This is a genomic window from Mucilaginibacter sp. UYNi724, from assembly GCF_054057495.1.
The window spans coordinates 421,616-441,816 of the sequence record NZ_JBSRZI010000003.1 but is presented as its reverse complement, the minus strand read 5'-3'; the positions used below and the strand labels follow the sequence as shown (position 1 = coordinate 441,816).

Sequence of the window (20,201 nt, the reverse complement as noted above, 5' to 3'; positions counted from 1 at the left end):
AAAACGCTTTTACAGCTCTCGCTGCTATCGTTCGCCAGCTAATTGCCTGGTCAATTTGCCACGGAATCAGGTGGTCAACATCCCCGGAATATCAAATCTGATGCGCCGGCTGGGTTTAGACCCGCCTGCACATCCGATGATCACACTGGTCAATTACGATAAGGTAGGGATCAATCTGCGTGATGCGGGCAGCTGGTTCATGCTCGACTTTTATAAGATCACTTTCAAAAAAGATTTTAACGGCAGCGTTAAATACGGGCCGGGCACTTACGATTTCAAGGATGGCGGTATGGCCTTTTTAGCACCGCGTCAAGTGGTTCAAATGACCGCCGATCCCGGGGATTATCAGGGTTACGCTTTATATTTCCATCCCGGACTTTTAAACAGCCATTCGCTGGCACAGGGTATCCATAACTATGGCTTCTTTGATTATGCAGTAGCAGAGGCATTGTTCCTGTCTGACAAAGAAAAACAGATCATGGAAACGCTTTTTAAGGCTATTGAGATCGAGTTGGATAACCATATTGACCAGTTCAGCGAAAGCGTACTGGTATCGCAACTCGAACTGTTGCTCAACCACAGTAACCGATTCTATAACCGGCAGTTCCTGACCCGAAAGAACCTGCACCATGACCTGATCAGCCTGATGAACATTTGGTTGAATGAACGTTTTAATAGTTCGGAGGCAGTCGTTTCCGGCTTACCATCTCCCCAGGATATCGCAACGCATTTGAAGGTATCACAGCGTTACCTATCAGATATGCTTAAAACACTGACCGGCAAAACCACGCAGCAGCATATTCACCTGGCACTGATCGAAAAAGCAAAAGTGCTGTTGAACCAGACCACCCTGACCACCGCAGAGATCGCTTATCAATTAGGATTTGAGCATCCGCAGTCATTCAATAAACTTTTTAAACAGCGCGCCAGTGTTTCCCCTATCCGGTTCCGGCGGGATCAGCTAAACTAAAGGTTATAGCGGCTGGGTGCCGGGAACAAGGTGATCACAGATTCTTTTCTTTGCGCATCATACTGAGAAAAACCGCGGTTATGCCCAGATAGCTGGCAATATGCTTTTGGGATGTGCGTTGTTCAAGTCCCGGATAATGTCTGCGAAATTCGCGGTAACGCTGCTCAGCGGTTTTTGACAGATTAGACGTAACCCGCCGCTGAAACATGTCAAAACCGTTTTGGGTAAGTATCCGGAAAAAACGCTCGAACTTCGGCACATCTGTAAATAATCGTTCCAGGTCCGGCAATGTAAAATAGCATACTTGTGTATCTTCCAGTGCCTGTATGGTATTGGTTGCCGCCATTACTTTAAAAAAGCTCACAATGTCACATGCCCACCAGTTTTCCGGGTAAAAGCAGAGGTTGTGTTCCTGCCCGTCCTTATCGGTGTTGTACATACGCAGGCAGCCTTCGTTAACAAAATAAATATGCCGTTCTATCTCACCGGGTCGCACAAGTATGCTGCGTTTGGTGACTGTTTTACGTTGCAACAAGGCAAGCACTTGCTCCTGTTCAATAGGAGCAAGTGCTATATGCAAGGCAAAATTAGACAGGATCAGTTCTGACATATCAGCAAGTATAACCTTTAAAAGTCAATTTTGCGGGTCATGAACAATTTCAATTCCGCTGTCCAGGCCTCACGAAGCGGGTTAGCTATTTGGTGATAAACATCGCTTTGCGCGATAATTTTGAATGCTTCAGCACTGGGGTATTCTACCAATACGATTTGATCCCATTGCTCTTCTTCGTCGGCAATTACGTTAGCTACGACCTCGCTCACCAGTTTTACGGTGACACCTTCAATGCCCAGTTGCTGCACTACACGGTTAAATGCAGGTATATACTGTTCGAAGTAAATCTTCTTGTCCTTGAACTTGATCATGTTCAGCATCAACACAGGCCCCTGGCCGGGTTCAATATTCGGTAATGTTATGATCATGATCGTTTGTTTAAAAAAAGCCTACAATACGGGTAATGCGGTTCTCGCTGTCAAATTCAAAATAATCCATGCCCTCAATCGGATATCCTTCGGGACGGATGGCCAGCCAGCGGAAGCGTCCGCTTTGATGATGCACCTGTGGCTCAGCCAATACCTGAAATGTTCTTGGCCCCATTTGTCCATATGAACTAATGATCAGATCAGTAATCGCATCCGGCCCTGTGATAGGATCAGTTAAGCGGTCAGTGTAAGTACCATCCAAAGCCCAGCACTTGCTGATCTTTTCCAGGATGGCTTCCCGTTCGGTCTCATTCCATGCACTCGTATAAGTGAGGATCGTCTCTTCAATGTTTTTGATATTTTCCATAATACAAAGGTCGACAGGATGTGCCGGAAAAAAGTTCAAGTAGTTGAAGAGTTTAAGTTATTAAAGACTTTGTACCTGGTGATTGCCCTAAAGCAGACACAACGGAAATCATTTATTTTTTGAATTCAATTCGTTGCCACAGATGCGGAAACCGGACGATTGCGGCAATCCATATCAACGCTTCAATAGCTGCCGGAAAAATAATGCTCTGCCCATGTCGTAAATGGGTAGCTATAGCGCCACCCAGGTAAGATGATAAAAGCAAAAGTCCCAGCAATCCTGTTCTTGGAATCATAAAAAGAATGACCGATGTTAACTCTACGACACCTAGCAGGCGATAAACAGCTGGCGTAATACCAAAGGAACGTGTCATTTCTAATGAATGCGCACTGCCGATGATCTTATCGATTGCCGAGCCGGCCATCAGTAGCAGGACGATCCCGCTCAATGCCCAGCCGGTTATTTTTCTGGTTTTATTACTCATTTCAATTTAGTTAAAAGGTTAAACAGATCTGGTATGCCCGCCATCTACACGCAATAGTGCACCGGTCACGTAATCGGCCATGGGGCCGGATAAGTAGGCCACGGCGGCCGCCACCTCTTCAGGCTTGCCAAAACGCCCCACATCGTTCTGTACGAATTGTTCAACCGCATTGCGTTCAATGTCGGCCCAGTTGTCACCCCAGCCGTATTGCCCGGCCATGTTCATTAGCATATTTCGGGTATTTTCTACGAGCATTGGTCCGGGAGCTACCGTGTTAGAAGTGATGCCTGTACCCTTCAGTTCGCGCGCCAGAGAAACAGTTAAATTATGACGCGCAGCGGTAGCCGCCAGATAATCGGGCTGCAAAGCAAATGGCTCAATACCGCCCGACGATCCGATCTGAACCATCCGACCCCAGCCCAGGGTTTTCATGGCGGGCAGCAAACGGTGAATCATGCGCACATATGCCAGCACATTAACATTATAGCTATCGCGCCAGTCGTCTACACTCACCTGCAGCCATGGCCGCGGCGTATAAGCGCCGGCGTTATTCACGAGTACATCTATCGGTCCGACTGCTAAAGCGCTGTTGGCAACGGCGTCGGCGCCTTCGTCAGTCGACAGATCCCCCAAAACATATATGGCCCGTCCTCGGGTATCATTAATGCTTTTTGCTACCGCTGCCGCACGTTCCTCATTACGGCCATGAATGATCACCTCGGCACCTTCGGCAGCCAGTAACCGTGCGATCGCTTCACCCAAACCGGCACTGGAACCGGTGATCAGTGCTCTTTTTCCTTTCAATTGTAAATCCATGGTATTCTTTTTATTACTTTTGTTGATTAACTTACTTTAAGTAAGTCAAAGCTAAGGGGTGAATCATTCTAAAACAAGAAGGCACTTGAAAGTCAGACAGTCACTTATAAGTAACTGTTATTGAAAATGAGGCGGATATGAAGAAAGAAATTTCAAGAAAATGTGAGAACGACCGTGATAACTGCCCGGTCAAAGATGTTTTGAACCGTGTAGGTGATAAATGGTCGATGCTTACTGTCATCATGTTATCTGACCACGGCACGCTGCGCTTTAACGAACTGCACCAGCTGATCGACGGCATCTCGCAGAAAATGCTGACCGTGACCCTCAAGATGCTGGAAGCCGACGGGCTGTTAACGCGTAAGATGTATCCACAGATCCCGCCTAAGGTGGAGTACGCCTTAACGCCGTTGGGCGAAAGCCTGGTAACGCCGCTGATGTACCTGTACGATTGGGCCAACACCAATATGCCAGAGATCAAAGCTTCCAGAGAACGTTATGAAAACGCTGTAGTATTATGAATACCTATTTCCTACCAGATGATATATTAAATGGATCTCCTGCTAATACAGATGAAGTAGTGATCCGTTGCTACACCTCCGGCAAGGATTCCGTTAAGAACAGGATCGTCTTAAATCAGAATATGATCAACCTGCTGGTCAGCGGCACCAAGACCGTTGTTTACGCTGATGCCACGGCTGTAGTGAACGCCGGGGAACTGGTGGTATTATCAACCGGGAACGTGCTCACCTCTGAGCTTTTGACAGGCGGGCAGCAGTTTAGCAGCGTCCTGTTTTACTTCAGCAACGAGGTATTTAACCGGTTCCTGATCAAGTATGACCATTTGCTGCAAAAGGTTATTCCTTTAGGCGGTAAACAACCCTACCTCATATTTAAGCAGGATGACCTGATCAAGCATTTTATCACCTCTATGCAGGCATTGATCACTACGGAAAGCAAGCTACCCGCGGCGGTCCGACTGATCAAATTGGAAGAGCTGCTCTTGTATCTTTTACATTTTGACCCCGAACGGTTCCGGGCTATTCAGATCATTACAAAGGACCGGGAACAACTGCAGATCAAAAAAATAGTGGAGAGTCACGTTGGTCAGCTGATCACCGTAGATGAACTGGCTTTCCTCTGTCATATGAGCACGTCTACCTTTAAAAGGAGATTTAGCGAGATCTATCATACTACTCCTCAAAAATGGCTCCTCACCAGAAAGCTGGAACTGGCTGCCGAATTGCTAGGATCAGGAGGAGAAAACCCTTCGGGTGTTTATCTGAAGGTTGGGTATCAAAATCATTCCAGCTTTTCCGAGGCTTTCCGTAACCATTTCGGTTATACGCCAAGCGATTACCAGCAGCAACAGTTGAACGTTGTGCCATAACACCTGAACGTTTAGCCCTAACCGACACCTGCTTCCGGCCGGTACCTTTGTATCATCAAAACATGAATATATGGAAACGATGATAGAAAATAACAGAGCAGCAGTGCGTCGCTTTAACCAGGAGGTAATCGAACAAGGAAATGTCGCCAGCTTCAACGCACTTATGGACAGCAAGTTTGTTAACCGGTCAGCCCCGGCCGGCATGGACAACGGCCCGCAAGGCATGATCTGGTTCTTTAATGAGGTCTTACGTCCGGCGATACCTGATCTAAGAGTGATCATCCATGACCAGGTAGCCGAAGGCGATTTGGTCACTACCCGAAAGACCATCAGCGGCAGGCAAACAGGACCGTTATTAGGTGCGCCTGCAACCGGACGGGTGATCAGCATCGAGGTCATAGACATCATAAGAATTAAAGACGGCAGATACGTTGAACACTGGGGCATTACTACATTACCTGAACTCCTTGCGACTTTAGCGCAAGCCTGAACAAAAAAACCATGTTAAAACAATATTTCACTGATCTGGCAGCTTACAATAGCTGGGCAGATCAAAAGGCGATGGACTGGTTAAGACAGATCACTGATGAGCAATGGGAACAGGTTAATGTCAGCAGCTTTTCCAGTATCAGGCAAACCGCGGTACACCTAGCCAGCGCCGAAAAGATCTGGATAGATTTTTGGACCAGGGCAGCAGATCCGGTTTACCTCTCGGCAAATTTCACCGGTAGCAAGAACGAACTGTTTACCATCTGGAAGGCAGCCTCTAATGGCCTTGAGGCTTTTATCAAAGACCATCCTGCGGATCATATGGATGAGTCAGTTAGCTTTATTTATCCAAATGGTAACACCGGGCAGATGCCCTATTATCAAACCTTTGCCCATATCGTTAACCATTCAACCTATCATCGGGGACAACTGGTTACCCTCTTGCGGCAGGCCGGCTACAACCAGTTTTCATCTATCGACTTTGCTACGTTTTACATTCAGAAGGAATCAATCGTATAAAAATTAATCTTATACTTTAACGAATAAAGCATGTTATTCTAAAATCTACGCTAAGATATTAGTATGTTTATTATGTCGTGTGTTGATCGAATAAAGTAAGGTTGCTATTGCGTCATTCGTAGAGTTCGATGCTAATTAAAACTTAACGCACTGACATAATAGAGATAGTTCTGAACTCTCCCTCTCACACCTATCGGTAGCAGTGTAACTTAAGGGTGTGTTAAAATCCATAGAAAGCTTATATTAGTGGAAATTTTATTTGCCCGGTTGTGTTTAACCGCAGCTAATTTGTAAATATCAAACATAAATTCAATTGAAAAAGTATCTTTTATTTATTGTACTGGCATTAGCCTTTTATAAAGGTAAGGCGCAGGGTAGTTTAAACTATGCCACCTTTGGTATTGGTTTAAGCGCAAGTTTAAACCGCCCGTATGCCGATCTTAAGAAAGAGTATAATAATAAATCTTTTGCGTTAACCCTCAATTATTTTTATACACCTTATGTGCCTATTGGTTTAGAGTTCCAGATAGGTAAACTATCCGGCGGTGGCACAGACCTTAAGATAGATAAAGACGGCCGCCAATACGAAAACAATTATAAGGCGGTAATAGTGCATATGGATGTGCAGGCCGGCGAAATAATGAATTACCAGGGCAGCACGGTATTGAATGTGCTGAAAAACTTTTACCTGGGGTCAGGTATAGGTGGTATCATGAATAGCGTTAAAACACAAAGGGTAAGTGTTATTAACCCTCCTTATATGTTTCCGGGCACAGATAGCGGCGTTAACCTGATAATCCCGTTGCGTTTTGGTTACGAGTTTAAGTTTTATAACGAATATGACCAGCCAAACATCCGCCTGGACATTGGTTATCAGCATAATATAACTATTGGCGAGGGTATTGATGGTTACGCCGACCCCACAAGCCAGTTTAAAAATAACGCGCTTGATCAATACAGGCAGATAACCGTAGGTATTAAGGTAAACTTTGGCGGACAAAACAGTTACGATAAAGAGATAAGGGGTTATTAAGTTGAACATAGAAGAACTACGCGATTCGGCGGGAAGCCAGGCAACTTTTGAGCGCACTGCTTGAACTTGGCAGGACAGTTGCGATCCGTCAGCTTTATCCTGATAAGCGCATTATACATTCTGGGATTACCTGCGCACTGCTTACCGCAGGAATGCAGGCCTGCGTCTCGACCATTTATGCTGAATGATGGTCAAATATACAGGTCGACAGCTGGCAGGAGATGTCAACAGCTGCGGCACACATCCCCAATAAAAGGGACTGCAATAAAGCCTCATGACGGCCAGAATCAGCGATGTAATTAGAGAAAGATATTAATCTTTTCATGACTTAGTGTATAGAATACATTTATATATTGATTTTATACACCCTCAAAAATAGCGAAAATACAGTTATGACAAGGATTATAACGTACAAATGGAATGCAGACCCAAATATACTAAGTGTATAATTTTATACGTTTGATTTTATAAATCATTTTAATGACCCTCGCATTCTGATCCGTTGGGCACGGCTGTATCCTCATCCTTTCCATGTACAGATATCCGGAGAGTGTTCGACTTTATCACCAAAGTATCCCTTTATAGCACCTGCGTATATTCACCTAGCTTTTGCTTTTTGAGATCGACCTACACCTTATCCCCGGTTTAAGGGAATTATTTGAATGTAGTACAGGCATTGATCGGGTTTAGGTAATAGACATGGAGCTTGTGGTCTGAACGCAGATCGACCTGGATGTCGTCATCACCAGCAATATCCCTGCATCCGGGGATGCTCAGGTAACCCCATTCCAAGGGGCCCTGATCATCGCCGCGGTCGGTTCGGAAAATATGGTCGGCCGTAACATAATTCAGGTAGCGCTCGCAGGTGGTTTTTCGCGGATGCCGGAAACTTGATACGTGCCCTGCTGGTATGATGATGTACTCAGGGCGGACTTTATCAAGAAAGGTTTTAGAACTGCCGTTTTCCGCCCCGTGATGAGGGGAAAACATGATGGTCGATCGTAGTGTCTCACCCGCATGCTCTACGAGGAATTTCTCTGTCGCGATGCACACGCTCTCAGCATCATTTTTGCGGCGGCCAAGCGCGTCGCCGGTGAACAGCACAGAATTGCCGCCATACTCCACTTTCATTACGATACTGACACCGTTCAGCCGTTCCGCCGCGTCAGAAGTGAGATGCCATTCCGGCATAGGTTTCCCAAAGCCGCAAAGCAGTTTAAAATGGGCACCGGAGATCACGATGTCGCCCCCCGGGTAAATAACGCTGTCACGGTCGTTCAGGTTGATGCTTTCGGTAATGTCTGCACGGTCTTGCAAGGCACTTTTGAGTTTCTGAAAGGCCTTGGTTTCGATAGCATTCGTTCCGTCGATTTTACGGTCATATCCGCCCCAGATCACTTTTTTGATTCGGTAGCCCCGAATAGCCTGTGAGGCAGCTACGATGTGGTCGCCATCCATGTGGCTTAACACCATGAGTTCTACGGTTGCGCCTTCTGGCAGGAACTTTTGCATCTGGACCCAGGTCTGACTGCCGTCCGCCGTATTCAACCCGCCTGCGTCGTAGATGACATATTTGTTTCCGGGCATGCGTATGATGGTACAAAGGCCGTTATCCACATCGATTACCCGTACACTAACAGAATCCGTACCGGTAAGCGGACTGAATACTAGTGGGACGTGAACAGCTGTATCTGTTGCACGGGATATGAAAGTTTTATAGATCCAGCCTTTCTTACCGCTTCCGGCTGCTTGCACCTTGTAATAGTTATTTTTACTTTTTGCCAGCAATATTTGCAGTTTCGTTCCGGCAGGAAGGCGCGCAACGATCGGGGAAGCACTGTTCGGGTACCTGTGCAGTATCGCGGAGCGTGTAGCTTCCCAGCCGGGCTGTTGGGCGTAAGCGGATACGGCCAAAAAAAAGCTAACATACAGGATGAGAATTCGTTTCATGTGAACCGGGTTTGATTCGTGCAAGGTAACCAGAGCGCGGCGATAAAATGCGGGTGCCAACAGCTTTTTATCGCCGGGTAAAAGATCCCCTCATGCAATTGAACAGGATGTAAGTCATACACGTTTGTAACGGGTTAGCTTTGAAGGGACAGTGACGACATACCGTAAGATTGGGAAAAGCTAAATCATACTCATTTCATCATAACCGATGCTTAATATTAAAAAAAACTCATCATAATTGAGAGGCTTTTGCCGGTTGTTTGTGTATGGTAGTCATTTTAGATAGTTTTTTACCAAAATTAATTGATGGTAATTCAATAAATTTATACCTTGTTCTAGATAAATAAACCACAAGAACCAGGAGAATAACATCTAATAGGGGGGTTAAGAAGTACATTGCTTTTTAGAGGAGGCGCATTCCGATAGATACCAAAAGAATAAGCTGTTAACGGTACATGTATCAGGTAAATTGAATATGAATAATCACCCAATCTGCTAACTAAATTATCTGACAGCGGTTTGTAGTGACTTATCATGATCAAGCCAATTGTTAATATACTTGTTATGAAAAATGGCAAGCTTTGATGAGCTGGATAAAATGCAAACACTGACAAACCCAATAATAGCACGTTTAATAATTGCTTTGTTTTGTCGTGATGTAGTAATTTAAATAAAGCAGTGCCTATGCTAAATAACGGCCAAAATTTGAAAAAGGATGAGAAGCCCAAATTCGTGGAGGGGATTGTGCAACTGACTACGGTAATCAAAATCAGCAACAAAGTAAAGTAGTTGTTTTTTAGGAACGAGCATAAGAATATCGCTAAGTAAAAGAGAACTTCATAGGGCAATGTCCAATAGACCCAATTAATTGCCGCGACTTTCGTAAATGGATCAGTGGCCAAGCCAAAAGTAGAGAAAAGTTCATATCCTGTTTTAGGGAGCACGGCCACCGAATTTACACCGCGCAACAATTTTAAACTAATAATCACAATGCCGGTTATAAAAAGGCTAAACCAATAAGGCGGGTATATCCTAAAAAGTCTCCTGATAATAAATTCTAAAGATGTTTTGGCGTGGCTTAAAGCAATCATTATACAATACCCACTGATAACGAAAAACATAGGGACGCCTAATTTGCCAAAATTGAAAAAAAATATAGTGTAAAGGCTTTTTGGCTTATATAACATCTGGTAATAGATGTGGAATAATGCGACCGATAATGCCGCTATAAAACGTAATAGGTCTATAAGGTTGTTTCTTGTGCTGTAGCCATGCTGTATAACGCAAAGTAAATAAATTCTTTTAAGGGTCTTTAAAAAACGTTTAATCGATCCTCTAAAACATCCAATCGTCAAGGCACCCGCTTAAATACCTAACAAGTCGTTCGATTTAACTTACTACCAGATCTAATGATCTTATATTAAAGGACGTCAAAACCATTTTACGTAAGCATTTCTATTTTAGTTTATGTTCGTTCGGGTTCAACATTTATTAGTTCCGCGGCAGATTTGGCTGATTAATTACGCTACTTATAATTTATTGATTTTCTTCATTTGGAAAAAGTAAAAGCTGACGTTACAACTAAAAGCACGTTACATGCTTAAGAATATAGTTATTTACTTACGCTTTAAAAACCACAACTTTTGATAAGTTTTTTCGTAAAAATTAAAATCACAAATTTCATTACTGAAATTATCTGATCTATGCCTTATCACCTATTTTACCTGCTTTAAATTGCATCTTCAAAACTCTTATTATCGTGTATGAAACATATTAAAGAACTTGACGGAGTTCGAGGTATTGCTGTCACGCTTGTGATTATCGAACATTGGTTTCCGAAGAGTAGTTTCCTTAATAAGTTACCAAACGGCGCAATCGGCGTTTCCATTTTTTTTGTTTTAAGTGGTTTCTTAATATCACGTATATTATTCGAAACCCGAGTTGAGATCCAGGAGGCGCAGCAATCCGCTTGGCAAGTCATCAAAAACTTTTATTTGCGAAGGGCACTTAGAATATTCCCGATATATTACCTGTGCTTAGCTATCTTGTATATCTTTGAAGCAGGCACTTCCCAGGAGGTTCGGGGTCCTATATTTTATTTTATAACCTTTACACAGAATTTTTACTTTTTTCACATCGATTTTTGGCCGGGCATATTATCACATCTCTGGAGCCTGGCCGTCGAAGAGCAATTTTATCTATGCTGGCCTTTCCTGATGCTTTTGGTGAACAAACGATATCTGTTAGCTGTAATCGTGCTGGTCATTAGTTTCAGTGTATGCACGCAGTTTTTAATGAGGAATATAAATATGTCCGGTTTGCTAACATTTAATTGCCTTCATGCGTTTGGGACTGGGACGCTTTTGTCCTGGTTTATACATTATAAATCAGACATGGCTGATCGAGCCCTTAATTTCCTTCAAATCATCGGACCATTATCGGCGGTATTAATCCTCCTCGGAAATTATTTTTCCGTTCGGTTATTTGCATTTCAGGATCCTTTGATTTGTGTAGTCGGAGCGTGGCTTATCTTTTATATTTATAAAAAGCATGATACAGAAGAAATGCGGTTCAGGTTCCTATTGTCAAACCCAATAGCAATTTATATAGGGCGTGTCAGTTATGGGATATACCTTTACCACAACCTCGTTCCGAAATTATTAAATTACAACCTGGTCAACATTTACATTAACCCCTATCTTCCGAACATCTTAAAAACCAATCTTTTCGGTTGGCTATTTTTGACTGAGAATCTTTTAATGTTACTGGCGGTCGCGAGTTTATCATATTATCTCATAGAACGTCCAATCCTAAAATTAAAGAACAGGTTCTCCTACCGGAGGCCCCAGTCAAACCAAAAACGCAATTTCTTACCGCTCTCTAAAAGTCTTAAACTTTAAACCTCTGTTACCTGATAGATTTTATTATTGATAAGCTGCTATTAGCCTGCGTTTATTTACAGCAAATATGTAAATTTGAATCCATGGTGAGCCTTCAGAGTCGTTGACATGTTTTATATAATGCTCAGGCGGCAACAACAATTAAACCTCGTCTTGTTATATCAAGATCTCTAAGTAATTTAAATTAAAATCACCCGGTATTATTTGATGGAAGAAACGGAAAAAATCGTTAAAAAATTACCCAACCAGGATGTTGACTATTTCAAAATTGGGAAAATATTGGTCAGCCGCTGGTATTGGATTGCCGGTTCCCTCCTGCTGTTTGTTCTGGGCTCTTACTTCTATTTATGGTATACGCCCAAAACATATGCTACGTCGGGCACAATGAAGCTCGAAGAAAAAAAATCAGAAATAGCCGACCTTGCTACAGCGATGACAACCTCCGATAGAGGTCCGTCAAAAATACAAAGCGAAACGTCAGTGATCCAAAGCCCCTCCGTAATATTAGCGGCGATCCGGGACCTTGACTACCCGATAAGTTTCTTTATTGAAGGGCATGTCAGGACCAGTGATATCTATCCTGAAAAACCGCTTGAAATTCAGGTGCTGAGATTCGACAGCTTAAATTTTGTACATGAACTGATGACCTTTAAGGCCGTTAATAAAACCACGTATAAGCTGTCCTACAATACTGCTGAGAAGCAGATTTCCATGACTTACCGGTATAATGACCCGGTTACTATCGGGCCGACTACTTTCACTATTAAACCCTCTAGTTCCATTGCAACTAACGCGGTATATTTGTTTAAGTTCAATACGCCTGAAGAGCTCCTTGGCCGGGTAAGAGGCGGCTTACGCATGGCAGAACTGACAAAAAATTCAAACGTCTTACAACTTCAGCAAACAGATGCGAACCCCAAATTCGCTGCGGATATTTTAAACGCCATCATGAAGGAATATCTTCTTTATGACCGTGACCGCAAAACACAATCGGCCACCCAAATGATCAATTTTATTAATGACCAGTTGGAATATTTGTCAACAAAGGTAAAAGGATCTGAAAAATCCATCCTGGAGTTTAAGCAAAAAAATAAGTTAATGGAAGTTAGCACTTCCGCTGAGAGCGCTCTTAGCAAAGCCAAGGATATAGAATCTCAACAAGCCATAGTCAAACTTCAGTTAATTGCTATCGATCAGTTAAAGGAACAAATAGACAAAGAAAAAAATAATGTAAATCTAAATTTCAATGCAGGCAAAGATGTCGACCCTGCGCTTGCCTCGTTGATAGAAAGATTGGATATTTTACTTAATCAACGTTATGAGTTATTAAAAACTTACAATTATAATTCACAACCAATACAAGATGTGAACCGTTTGATCTTGCAGTTAAAGAATAACGCTTTAAATAGTATTAATGCTACTTATATTGGTATAAAACGTAACTACGATTACCTAACATCGCAATTGGAAGTAGTTAACCAACAGATATCTGTTTTTCCGGTGGCTGAGCGAGACTTGATCGCCCTGAACCGCCCCTATGAAGTAAACGAAAAGGTGCTGTCTTACCTTGAAGAAAAGAAGCTGTCCGCTCAAATAAGTCGTGCGGGGATACTTCCCGGTGCAACTATTGTCGAAAAAGCAGAAATAAATAACGCGCCTGTTTCGCCGGATGAGCACGGGATCCACCGATCAGCGATAATATTCGGCTTGCTAACCGGCCTTGGCTTAATTGTCTTGTTGAGGATGTTAAACCCCTATATCTTCGATAAAGAAACCGTTGAAAGCCTAACTTCAATACCAATTTTAGGGGTCATAAGAGAATTTCCTGAAAAGATCGATGAAAACAACTCGCAGATCCTCGCCATAAGCAAGCCAAAAACGATGTTTGCAGAATCGGTCAGGTCTGTTCGTACCAACCTAAATTTTCTTGCTGCTGATAAGGAGAACAAAGTAATCTGTATCACGTCAGAAGTAGCAGGTGAGGGTAAATCCTTCGTCGCGGTTAATTTATCAAGTACGCTGTCTTTAATAGATAAAAAAGTGGTGCTGATAGGCGCGGACCTGCGCCGTTCAAAGCTCCATAAAACTTTTAGCGTAGCCAATGATGTTGGCCTCAGTACTTACCTCTCTCGCCAGTCTGACCTGGATGATATTGTAATCAAAACCGGGCAGGAAAACTTAGATCTTATCACATCAGGCCCTGTTCCCCCCAACCCGTCCGAGCTTCTGCACAGCGTAAAAATGGATGAATTGATAAAAGCTCTTAAAACCAGGTACGACATCATTATGATAGATACCGCGCCCATAGGGCTTGTTTCTGATGCCATACCACTTATTCGTGCAAGCGATATCAATATTTTTGTAATACGCTCGGGTAAGTCAAAATATTATGCCGCTACAATACCGCAGCGTATTGCGCAGGAGTATCATTTGGATAATACGGTGATCGTACTGAACGCTTTTGCAGAAGACCTTTTACATTCCAGATATTATACAACACGCTTTACCGGCGAAAACTATGGCAAGTACTATTACTATTCGGATTATAGCGGTTACAAAAGCTCGGGCTACTATATCGAAGACGACAAAAAGAAGTGGTGGAATTTTAGTCGTTGGTTCAAAAAATAAGTGTTCTTTTACGATATGGTTTTAACGGCAAGCGATCGTGACCTTAAATGGTACCCCGTGTATACCCATCCGCGTGCAGAAAAAAAAGCGTATGCGGCTTTGTTAGAAAAAGGGATAGAAGCATACCTGCCACTTAGCCGCCGTTTAAAACAATGGAGCGACAGAAAAAAATGGGTGGAGGAACCGCTTATTAGATCGTATTTGTTTGTACGCATTGCCAGTAACGAACAAGCCGGTGTTTTAATGACCATGGGCGTAGCCCGCTTCCTATACTTTTGCGGTAAAATAGCAGCTATGCCTGACAGGCAAATAAATGACCTCAGGTTAGTCATGGCCAGTTCCCTTGAGTTGGAAGTGACCGAAGAGAATTTACAGCCGGGAGAAGAGATAAGGATTAAAGCGGGCCCCTTAAAAGGAATTACAGGCGAAATTATAGCGTACAAGTCACAAAAACAACTATTATTACGTTTAGAAAACCTTGGTTTCTCAATCATCGTAAACGTGGCGGCGTCATTAATTGAAAGAGCTTAACTGCATGATAGAGGTGCAGTAAAGCCTGAATATAACATAATGAAATAGCTTTATAAGCTATTGATAAATAATAAGTTACAAAATAGAGTGTGACTTACGGGGCGAAGCTATGTATAATAAGATTTAATGTGTAGGATAGCAGGGCTGGTTAGTAATCAGTCAAATGACGCGAGAGGAGAAAGAATGGTAACTGCAATGTGCAACGAGTTGCAGCATGGCGGGCCTGATGATGCTGGCATCTACAGCAGTCACGACGGCAAGCTCGTATTTGGACATCGACGGCTATCCATTATTGATCTGACCGAAAACGGCCACCAGCCTATGGCGGATGTTGCATGTAAAGCCTGGATAACATTTAACGGCGAAATTTACAACTACCGCGAGTTACGGGCCGAGCTGCAAACCTTAGGCGCCGCCTTTAAAACCAGCACCGATACCGAAGTTATTATACAGGCTTACTTACACTGGGGCACAGGTTCGTTTACCAAATTACGGGGTATGTTTGCTTTTGCCCTTTATGATACCGTTAGCCAGGCAACCTACCTTGTGCGCGATACTACGGGTATTAAACCCCTGTATTATTACACGCAAGATGGCCAAATTACTTTCGCGTCGGAAATTAAAGCGTTTAAAGCTGCCGGCATAACCACCATCGGCGACGCCCGCTGGCCTGTCTGGCTGTTGGCTTTTGGGCACATACCAGAGCCTTTTACTACTTTAAAGGGCGTGTTAAGCTTACCTAAAGGCCATTTCTTATGCTGGCAAAAAAGCGGAGACTATACTATAACAAACTATATCAGGCCGCTAATTCCCAACCATATTAAAGATTTTAATACCGCACGCGAGGGTTTAAAACATCACCTTACAAAAGCAATAAACAGGCAATTAATTGCCGATGCGCCTATCGGTGTGTTTTTAAGCGGTGGCATCGATTCAAGCCTGCTCACCCTTTTGGCTGCCCGGCAGATAGAAGAGCTAAAAACTATTTCGATATTTTTTAATGAAAAGGCTTACGACGAGCGCTCTTACCAACAGGCTGTATTAGACAAATTGCGCGGTGATAATTTTACCCACCTGGTAAATCAACACGACTTTGAAAAGCACCTGCCGCAAATATTGAGCGCCATGGATATGCCAACAACCGACGGCATTAACTCGTGGTTTATTAGTAAATATGCCCGAGAAGGTGGTTTAAAAACAGTTTTATCTGGCGTTGGTGCCGATGAGCTGCTGGGAGGTTACCCTTCATTTAATAGGATCAAATACCTGCAATACTTAAAAATGCTGCCATCTGCTTCGTTTACATTAGCCAAGCTGTTTAGCAAGGACCGTTTTAAAAAGCTGGGGTATCTTAAACACGATGGCACCGTTGCCGATTACCTGTTCTTACGCGGTTTATTCACAACTGTAGATATTGCCAAATTGACCGGCATGGCAGAGGATGAAGTTAACAGCATACTCTTTGATGACCTTGACATACCTAATTTTGGACGGCGTGATAAATTATATGCCGCCTGGTTAGAAACCAACATGTATATGCAAAACCAACTATTGCATGATACTGATGTAATGAGCATGAGCCACGGCCTTGAAGTTAGGGTACCATTCCTTGATGAAGATTTTCAGCAATTTGTTTCGCAGTTAGACCCCTCCATACGTTTTGATGATAAACACCCGAAAAAACTATTGGTAGATACTTTTAGATATTTGTTACCCGAAACGGTATGGAACAGGCCAAAAATGGGTTTCACATTCCCGCTTCAAAGCTGGATGGCAGCTAACGGGCAGATAAGCAATGAAGACTATTATAAAGGTGTACAGGCAAAAAAAGTAATAAACAGTTTTAACAAAGGGACAATACATTGGTCAAGGGCCTTCGCATTATACCAGGTACAAGGGCATGTCTAAACATATTACGCTTTTCTCGTTACAAACGTTTAGTACAACGGGCGGCATTCAAAAAATGACCCGCACACTGGCCCATTCTCTAAATTATATTTGCAACCAAAATAACTGGAATTTTAAGTTTGCATCATTATATGATGAAGATAGCGACCTGATGCCGCAATATTTACCGGCCAAGAATTTTCAAGGCTTTGGCAAAAACCGCATGGCTTTTATTATTAAAACCTTGGTTTACGCCAGGAAAAATGATGTAATTATATTAAGCCATATAAACCTTTCCCTTGTTGGCCTTTTGGTTAAATTAATAAGCCCTAAAACCAAGGTTTGGTTAATAGCACATGGCATTGAGGTTTGGCGACCATTATCCATTCTTAAAAAACGCCTTTTAAATAAATGCGACAAGGTTATTTGCGTAAGTAATTTTACAAAAGCAAAATTACACTCGATGCATCAGACCAACGCGTATAAATGTGTTGTGTTAAACAACGCCTTGGATCCATTTATGAAGCTGCCTGACAATTTTGAAAGGCCCGCGTACTTAATGGAACGTTATGGTTTAACGAAGGATACCCCTGTTATTTTTACTTTGACCAGGCTGGCGTCAACTGAACTTTATAAAGGGCATGACGGTGTCATAAAGGCGCTTGGGATACTTAAACATAAATTCCCGGGTATTAAATACATCTTAGCTGGCAAATATGATGATTCCGAAGGATCGCGGGTGAAAAAACTAATAGCAGATACAGGCGTGACCGACCACGTCATTTTAACCGGATTTGTTAAAGAGGAAGAGCTACCCGATCATTTTATAATTGCTGACGTGTTCGTATTACCAAGTAAAAAAGAAGGCTTTGGAATAGTATTTATTGAAGCACTTGCATGCGGCCTGCCGGTTATCTGTGGTAATGCAGATGGAAGTATTGACGCTATTCGTAACGGCGAACTGGGAACAGCAATAAATACCGATGATGAAAATGAATTGGAGGCTTGTATTTCCAGGCACCTCCAGGAATATTTAACTTTAAATAAACGCGAGCATTTACAACATAGGTGCCTGCATTATTTCAATGAGCGATCTTATATGAGGGAGCTGCAAACCTTGCTAATGAATGACTGAACCAAACGAAAGTTGGGACTTGGAGATAAGCCCAAAAAACAGCTTGCTTGATCTCAAACTGAAAGATGTTTGGCTATATCGTGACTTGCTGTTACTTTTGGTACGGCGTGATTTCGTATCATTTTATAAGCAAACGGTACTTGGCCCTTTATGGTTTTTTGTACAACCCATTATTACTATTTTAGTTTACAATTTGATATTTGGCAACCTGGCAGGAATTAAAACGGATGGGATACCCGGCCCGTTGTTTTATCTCGCCGGAACCATCCTCTGGAATTATTTTGCCGATTGCCTCACTAAAACATCAACCGTATTTAAAGACAATTCCGGGATGTTAGGTAAGGTCTATTTCCCTCGTTTAATCATGCCGTTGAGTATTGTGCTCTCCAATTTAATAAGGTTTGGCGTACAGTTAATGTTATTTGCCGTGCTCTTGCTATACTACATGTTGGCGGGCTACCATATTTCGCCCAATATTTACGCATTGCTGTTCCCATTTTTGATGATGATGATTGCCGCGCTCGGGTTGGGTTTTGGGATGATCATTTCGGCGGTAACTACTAAATACCGCGATCTGGCTTTTGTCGTATCGTTTGGCGTACCCCTACTTATGTATACTACAACCGTTATTTATCCCCTGTCTGAAGTAATAAAAAAATACAGCAGCTATTCATGGATTATTAAATTTAACCCGATCACTCCCATTATTGAAACTTGCAGGTATGGATTTCTGGGTAACGGGGTCTTTAGCTGGGGGTTACTTTGCTACAGCTTAGGTGTAACACTAGTCATATTATTTTCAGGGATTATCGTTTTTAATAAAGTTGAAAAAACATTTATCGATACGGTGTAATGGCTAAGGCGATCAAAGTAGAAAATATTTCAAAGGCTTACCAGCTCGGTGATTTCGGAACAGGTACCCTATCTCGCGATATTGAGCGCTATTGGGCAAAAATACGCGGCAAAGGAGATCCTTTTCTTAAAATAGGTGAAATGAACGATCGAACTTTAAAAGGTGAAGGCGACGTTGTTTGGAGCTTGCGGGATATCAATTTTGAAGTGGAACAGGGCGATGCGGTAGGGATTATTGGCCGTAACGGAGCCGGTAAAAGTACGTTACTGAAAATTTTAAGCAGGGTTACCTCTCCTACCACCGGCTCCGTAAAAATGCGCGGTCGAATAGCCAGTCTTCTGGAAGTTGGCACCGGCTTTCATCCGGAACTTACGGGGCGCGAAAATATTTACCTAAACGGCGCTATTTTAGGTATGCGAAAAGCTGAGATCAAGCGCAAGTTTGACGAGATTGTTGATTTTTCTGGTGTAGAACGTTATGTAGATACGCCGGTAAAGAGATATTCATCGGGCATGTACGTGCGGCTGGCCTTTGCAGTCGCAGCCCATTTGGAAAGCGAGATTCTGATTGTCGATGAGGTACTCGCTGTTGGCGATGCGGAGTTTCAAAAAAAATGTCTCGGAAAAATGGGACAGGTTAGCCGGGGCGAAGGCCGTACCGTTTTGTTTGTAAGCCATAATATGGCGGCTGTGAAAACACTTTGCAACAAAGGTATAGTTTTAGCTAACGGACAGCTAATCTACCAGGATAAACAGCTGGAAGCTGTGAGCTTTTATCAAAAGAACAACAATACTAAATCGAGCTTTGAGCACCATGGGGATATCCAGTCGGCTCCGGGAAATGAAAACATCAGGGTGATGAAATTTGTCATCAAACCGCTTGATGGCGACAGTATCTCCATGTCTACAGGGCTAAGCTTCGAAATGACCTTTTTTAATCAAAAGGCCGGTATCAACCTTGATGCTACTTTCGAATTAAAAAACAGCGATGAGATACCCGTGTTTCACAACGGCGTGCTCCTTTCCACCAACAATGATTCAAGGACCGGACTTTATACCGTTAAATGCGTCATCCCCCCTGATTTGTTAAATGCGGGCAATTATGCCTTTAAGCTGATCTTTGGCGAAAACCAACGACACCTCTTATTTGGTGCCGATGATTTTATCGGCTTTGAGGTGGAGAACGAAACTAAAGGGAGCAACAGTTCTTTAGCCCCTGGAGTGATCCATCCAAAACTTACCTTTAACTTTAGTTACCAGGCTCAATAA

At 43.0% G+C, this 20,201-nt stretch carries 20 protein-coding genes; 13 read left to right on the top strand and 7 right to left on the bottom strand.

The annotated features are described in order from the left end of the window. On the top strand, nt 1-970 hold a 970-nt coding region (locus ACVW0P_RS07390; protein ID WP_457131499.1), incomplete at its 5' end, for a helix-turn-helix domain-containing protein. 34 nt (nt 971-1,004) lie between these two features. On the opposite strand, the gene ACVW0P_RS07385 is transcribed toward ACVW0P_RS07390, so the two are convergent. The 5 genes from ACVW0P_RS07385 to ACVW0P_RS07365 form a co-directional block, all read right to left on the bottom strand. Next, on the bottom strand, nt 1,005-1,580 hold the full coding sequence (locus ACVW0P_RS07385) for a Crp/Fnr family transcriptional regulator (RefSeq protein WP_354430028.1): 576 nt from the start codon (nt 1,578-1,580) through the stop codon (nt 1,005-1,007). 17 nt (nt 1,581-1,597) lie between these two features. After that, nucleotides 1,598-1,951 carry a hypothetical protein gene (locus ACVW0P_RS07380; protein WP_457131498.1) on the bottom strand — a complete coding sequence of 118 codons (354 nt, stop codon included), beginning with the start codon at nt 1,949-1,951 and terminating at the stop codon, nt 1,598-1,600. 10 nt (nt 1,952-1,961) lie between these two features. Next, the gene (locus ACVW0P_RS07375) at nt 1,962-2,318 is read right to left on the bottom strand and encodes an isomerase (RefSeq protein ID WP_354430025.1); all 357 of its coding nucleotides are present in this window, start codon (nt 2,316-2,318) and stop codon (nt 1,962-1,964) included. A 112-nt stretch (nt 2,319-2,430) separates the two neighbouring features. Then, entirely contained in the window at nt 2,431-2,802 is a 372-nt protein-coding gene (locus ACVW0P_RS07370) for a DoxX family protein (protein ID WP_457131497.1), read from the bottom strand. 18 nt (nt 2,803-2,820) lie between these two features. Next, nucleotides 2,821-3,618 (bottom strand): SDR family NAD(P)-dependent oxidoreductase, encoded by a 798-nt coding sequence (locus ACVW0P_RS07365; protein ID WP_457131496.1) that lies wholly within the window; start codon nt 3,616-3,618, stop codon nt 2,821-2,823. Between the two features lie 200 nt (nt 3,619-3,818). Here ACVW0P_RS07365 and ACVW0P_RS07360 point away from each other — a divergent pair, with 200 nt between their 5' ends. The 5 genes from ACVW0P_RS07360 (at nt 3,819) to ACVW0P_RS07340 (ending at nt 7,049) form a co-directional block, all read left to right on the top strand. Then, nucleotides 3,819-4,139: a winged helix-turn-helix transcriptional regulator gene (locus ACVW0P_RS07360; RefSeq protein WP_457131495.1), complete on the top strand. Its 321-nt coding sequence runs from the start codon at nt 3,819-3,821 to the stop codon at nt 4,137-4,139. Beyond that, entirely contained in the window at nt 4,136-5,008 is an 873-nt protein-coding gene (locus ACVW0P_RS07355) for a helix-turn-helix domain-containing protein (RefSeq protein WP_457131494.1), read from the top strand. The genes ACVW0P_RS07360 and ACVW0P_RS07355 overlap by 4 nt, the downstream gene beginning before the upstream one ends. 70 nt (nt 5,009-5,078) lie before the next feature. Beyond that, on the top strand, nt 5,079-5,498 hold the full coding sequence (locus ACVW0P_RS07350; protein ID WP_457131493.1) for an ester cyclase: 420 nt from the start codon (nt 5,079-5,081) through the stop codon (nt 5,496-5,498). An 11-nt stretch (nt 5,499-5,509) separates the two neighbouring features. Beyond that, nucleotides 5,510-6,016, top strand: coding sequence for a DinB family protein (locus ACVW0P_RS07345; protein ID WP_457131492.1), 507 nt, complete (start codon nt 5,510-5,512; stop codon nt 6,014-6,016). Nucleotides 6,017-6,329: 313 nt separating this feature from the next. Beyond that, a complete protein-coding gene (locus tag ACVW0P_RS07340; protein ID WP_457131491.1) occupies nt 6,330-7,049 on the top strand; it encodes a hypothetical protein in 720 nt (239 codons plus the stop codon). Between the two features lie 654 nt (nt 7,050-7,703). Here ACVW0P_RS07340 and ACVW0P_RS07335 read toward each other — a convergent pair. Together ACVW0P_RS07335 and ACVW0P_RS07330 are read right to left on the bottom strand one after the other, a co-directional pair. Further along, nucleotides 7,704-8,999 (bottom strand): SH3 domain-containing protein, encoded by a 1,296-nt coding sequence (locus ACVW0P_RS07335; protein WP_457131490.1) that lies wholly within the window; start codon nt 8,997-8,999, stop codon nt 7,704-7,706. A 335-nt stretch (nt 9,000-9,334) separates the two neighbouring features. Next, nucleotides 9,335-10,354, bottom strand: a complete 1,020-nt coding sequence (locus tag ACVW0P_RS07330; RefSeq protein ID WP_457131489.1) for an acyltransferase family protein — start codon at nt 10,352-10,354, stop codon at nt 9,335-9,337. Between the two features lie 408 nt (nt 10,355-10,762). Here ACVW0P_RS07330 and ACVW0P_RS07325 point away from each other — a divergent pair, with 408 nt between their 5' ends. The 7 genes from ACVW0P_RS07325 (at nt 10,763) to ACVW0P_RS07295 (ending at nt 20,201) form a co-directional block, all read left to right on the top strand. Next, nucleotides 10,763-11,899, top strand: coding sequence for an acyltransferase family protein (locus tag ACVW0P_RS07325; RefSeq protein WP_457131488.1), 1,137 nt, complete (start codon nt 10,763-10,765; stop codon nt 11,897-11,899). Between the two features lie 207 nt (nt 11,900-12,106). Then, a complete protein-coding gene (locus tag ACVW0P_RS07320; protein WP_457131487.1) occupies nt 12,107-14,527 on the top strand; it encodes a GumC family protein in 2,421 nt (806 codons plus the stop codon). A gap of 15 nt (nt 14,528-14,542) precedes the next feature. Then, a complete protein-coding gene (locus tag ACVW0P_RS07315; RefSeq protein ID WP_354430001.1) occupies nt 14,543-15,058 on the top strand; it encodes a UpxY family transcription antiterminator in 516 nt (171 codons plus the stop codon). A gap of 126 nt (nt 15,059-15,184) precedes the next feature. After that, nucleotides 15,185-16,966: an asparagine synthase (glutamine-hydrolyzing) gene (gene asnB, locus ACVW0P_RS07310; protein WP_457131486.1), complete on the top strand. Its 1,782-nt coding sequence runs from the start codon at nt 15,185-15,187 to the stop codon at nt 16,964-16,966. Continuing rightward, a complete protein-coding gene (locus ACVW0P_RS07305; RefSeq protein WP_457131485.1) occupies nt 16,959-18,080 on the top strand; it encodes a glycosyltransferase family 4 protein in 1,122 nt (373 codons plus the stop codon). Before asnB ends, ACVW0P_RS07305 begins: the two co-directional genes overlap by 8 nt. Then, a complete protein-coding gene (locus ACVW0P_RS07300) occupies nt 18,073-18,933 on the top strand; it encodes an ABC transporter permease (RefSeq protein WP_354429996.1) in 861 nt (286 codons plus the stop codon). Before ACVW0P_RS07305 ends, ACVW0P_RS07300 begins: the two co-directional genes overlap by 8 nt. Then, nucleotides 18,933-20,201 carry an ABC transporter ATP-binding protein gene (locus ACVW0P_RS07295; RefSeq protein ID WP_354429994.1) on the top strand — a complete coding sequence of 423 codons (1,269 nt, stop codon included), beginning with the start codon at nt 18,933-18,935 and terminating at the stop codon, nt 20,199-20,201. Before ACVW0P_RS07300 ends, ACVW0P_RS07295 begins: the two co-directional genes overlap by 1 nt.

Bases quoted from the DNA above. Each gene is read 5' to 3' on its own strand.
- ACVW0P_RS07385 (WP_354430028.1), bottom strand. From the start codon at position 1,580: ATGTCAGAACTGATCCTGTCTAATTTTGCCTTGCATATAGCACTTGCT.
- ACVW0P_RS07380 (WP_457131498.1), bottom strand. From the start codon at position 1,951: ATGATCATAACATTACCGAATATTGAACCCGGCCAGGGGCCTGTGTTG.
- ACVW0P_RS07375 (WP_354430025.1), bottom strand. From the start codon at position 2,318: ATGGAAAATATCAAAAACATTGAAGAGACGATCCTCACTTATACGAGT.
- ACVW0P_RS07370 (WP_457131497.1), bottom strand. From the start codon at position 2,802: ATGAGTAATAAAACCAGAAAAATAACCGGCTGGGCATTGAGCGGGATC.
- ACVW0P_RS07365 (WP_457131496.1), bottom strand. From the start codon at position 3,618: ATGGATTTACAATTGAAAGGAAAAAGAGCACTGATCACCGGTTCCAGT.
- ACVW0P_RS07355 (WP_457131494.1), top strand. From the start codon at position 4,136: ATGAATACCTATTTCCTACCAGATGATATATTAAATGGATCTCCTGCT.
- ACVW0P_RS07350 (WP_457131493.1), top strand. From the start codon at position 5,079: ATGGAAACGATGATAGAAAATAACAGAGCAGCAGTGCGTCGCTTTAAC.
- ACVW0P_RS07345 (WP_457131492.1), top strand. From the start codon at position 5,510: ATGTTAAAACAATATTTCACTGATCTGGCAGCTTACAATAGCTGGGCA.
- ACVW0P_RS07335 (WP_457131490.1), bottom strand. From the start codon at position 8,999: ATGAAACGAATTCTCATCCTGTATGTTAGCTTTTTTTTGGCCGTATCC.
- ACVW0P_RS07325 (WP_457131488.1), top strand. From the start codon at position 10,763: ATGAAACATATTAAAGAACTTGACGGAGTTCGAGGTATTGCTGTCACG.
- ACVW0P_RS07320 (WP_457131487.1), top strand. From the start codon at position 12,107: ATGGAAGAAACGGAAAAAATCGTTAAAAAATTACCCAACCAGGATGTT.
- ACVW0P_RS07315 (WP_354430001.1), top strand. From the start codon at position 14,543: ATGGTTTTAACGGCAAGCGATCGTGACCTTAAATGGTACCCCGTGTAT.
- asnB (WP_457131486.1), top strand. From the start codon at position 15,185: ATGTGTAGGATAGCAGGGCTGGTTAGTAATCAGTCAAATGACGCGAGA.
- ACVW0P_RS07305 (WP_457131485.1), top strand. From the start codon at position 16,959: ATGTCTAAACATATTACGCTTTTCTCGTTACAAACGTTTAGTACAACG.
- ACVW0P_RS07300 (WP_354429996.1), top strand. From the start codon at position 18,073: ATGACTGAACCAAACGAAAGTTGGGACTTGGAGATAAGCCCAAAAAAC.
- ACVW0P_RS07295 (WP_354429994.1), top strand. From the start codon at position 18,933: ATGGCTAAGGCGATCAAAGTAGAAAATATTTCAAAGGCTTACCAGCTC.